At 60.4% G+C, this 1245-nt stretch carries 1 protein-coding gene; it reads left to right on the forward strand.

Annotated features, from left to right (window positions below):
* The coding region (locus DMY87_RS24320; RefSeq protein WP_205908217.1) for a DUF5801 repeats-in-toxin domain-containing protein at positions 1-1245 on the forward strand (1245 nt) is incomplete at both ends.

Genomic DNA, 1245 nt, shown 5'->3' on the forward strand with positions numbered 1-1245 from the left:
CCGATGGCGACAACGACAGCATCAACGGCACACTCACCATCAATGTCGATGACGACATGCCGAAGGTTGCGAACGCGGCTGTCATGGTGACGGCCGACGAAGACGATATCGCGAGTGCTCTTTCCTCGGGTAATCATCCCTACGACGGCCTCGGCGATCTTTCCGGTACGGAATGGCCGCTGGGTGCGGTTATCACGCAGGGCACAGCAGCGGATGCTGTTTCGTTCGGTGCAGATGGCGCCAAGGCTGGTGGCGGCTTCTCGTTCGCATCGGATGCGCTCTCGACGATGACGACGGTGGGTCTTTCGTCCAAGGGCGTGGGCCTGTCCTACACCTATGTTGGCGGCGCTCTGGTGGCTTATGCCAACGTCGCGGGCAATGCGGGCTTGGGCCTCGGCGACCGTGTGGTCTTCACGCTGACGCTGGACAAGTCGACGGGCGAGTTCGTCTACCGCCAGTATGACCAGCTCGACCATGTCGCTGGTGGTGGCGAGAATACGGCATTGAAGGTTCCGGGTGGCTCGATCGCGGGCATCGACTTCGGTGCCGTGATCGAAGCGACGGACCGTGACGGCGATACCGTCGGTCTTGACGGCAAGATCATTGTGACTGTCGTCGACGACATGCCGGAGACGTCGATCTGGACGGACAGCACGGTTCGTGTGGACGAGACGGGCGGCAACAACGACGACAACCTGACGGACCCGGTATCGCGTTACTTCGCGTCGCAGCTGTTCACGGCCGTCGGTTCCAAGGGCAACGATCCGGACATGTCGGTTCGTTATGCCAAGGATGACGTGGTGGACTTCTCGATCGACGGCGGCGCCGACGATACGGGCTTCTTCACGGGTTCGGTGAATGGCTCGCTGACGCTGAAGATCAATGACACGGATTCCGGCCTGTTCACGACTGATGGACAGCCGATTACGCTTTCGAAGGAAGGCGAACTGGTTGTCGGCCGCATTGCAAACGGCACTGCCGCCTTTGCGATCCATATGGACAGCAGCGGCCAGGTGACGGTTGCGCAGTATCTGTCGCTGAAGCATTCGGCGACCGGCAACAACTTCGACGACAGCGTCAACCTCGGGGACAAGATCTCTGCGGTTCTGTCGGTGACCGACTACGACCAGGATACGGTGGAAAAGACGATCGCGATCGGCACCAAGATCGCGTTCGATGACGACGGCCCGTGGGTCGGTTCCAACAGCACGGTCTATGTCGAAGACGATGATCTGTCGAACGGCA

This window comes from Peteryoungia wuzhouensis (genome assembly GCF_003205195.1).
In the GTDB taxonomy this organism is placed as follows: domain Bacteria; phylum Pseudomonadota; class Alphaproteobacteria; order Rhizobiales; family Rhizobiaceae; genus Allorhizobium; species Allorhizobium wuzhouense.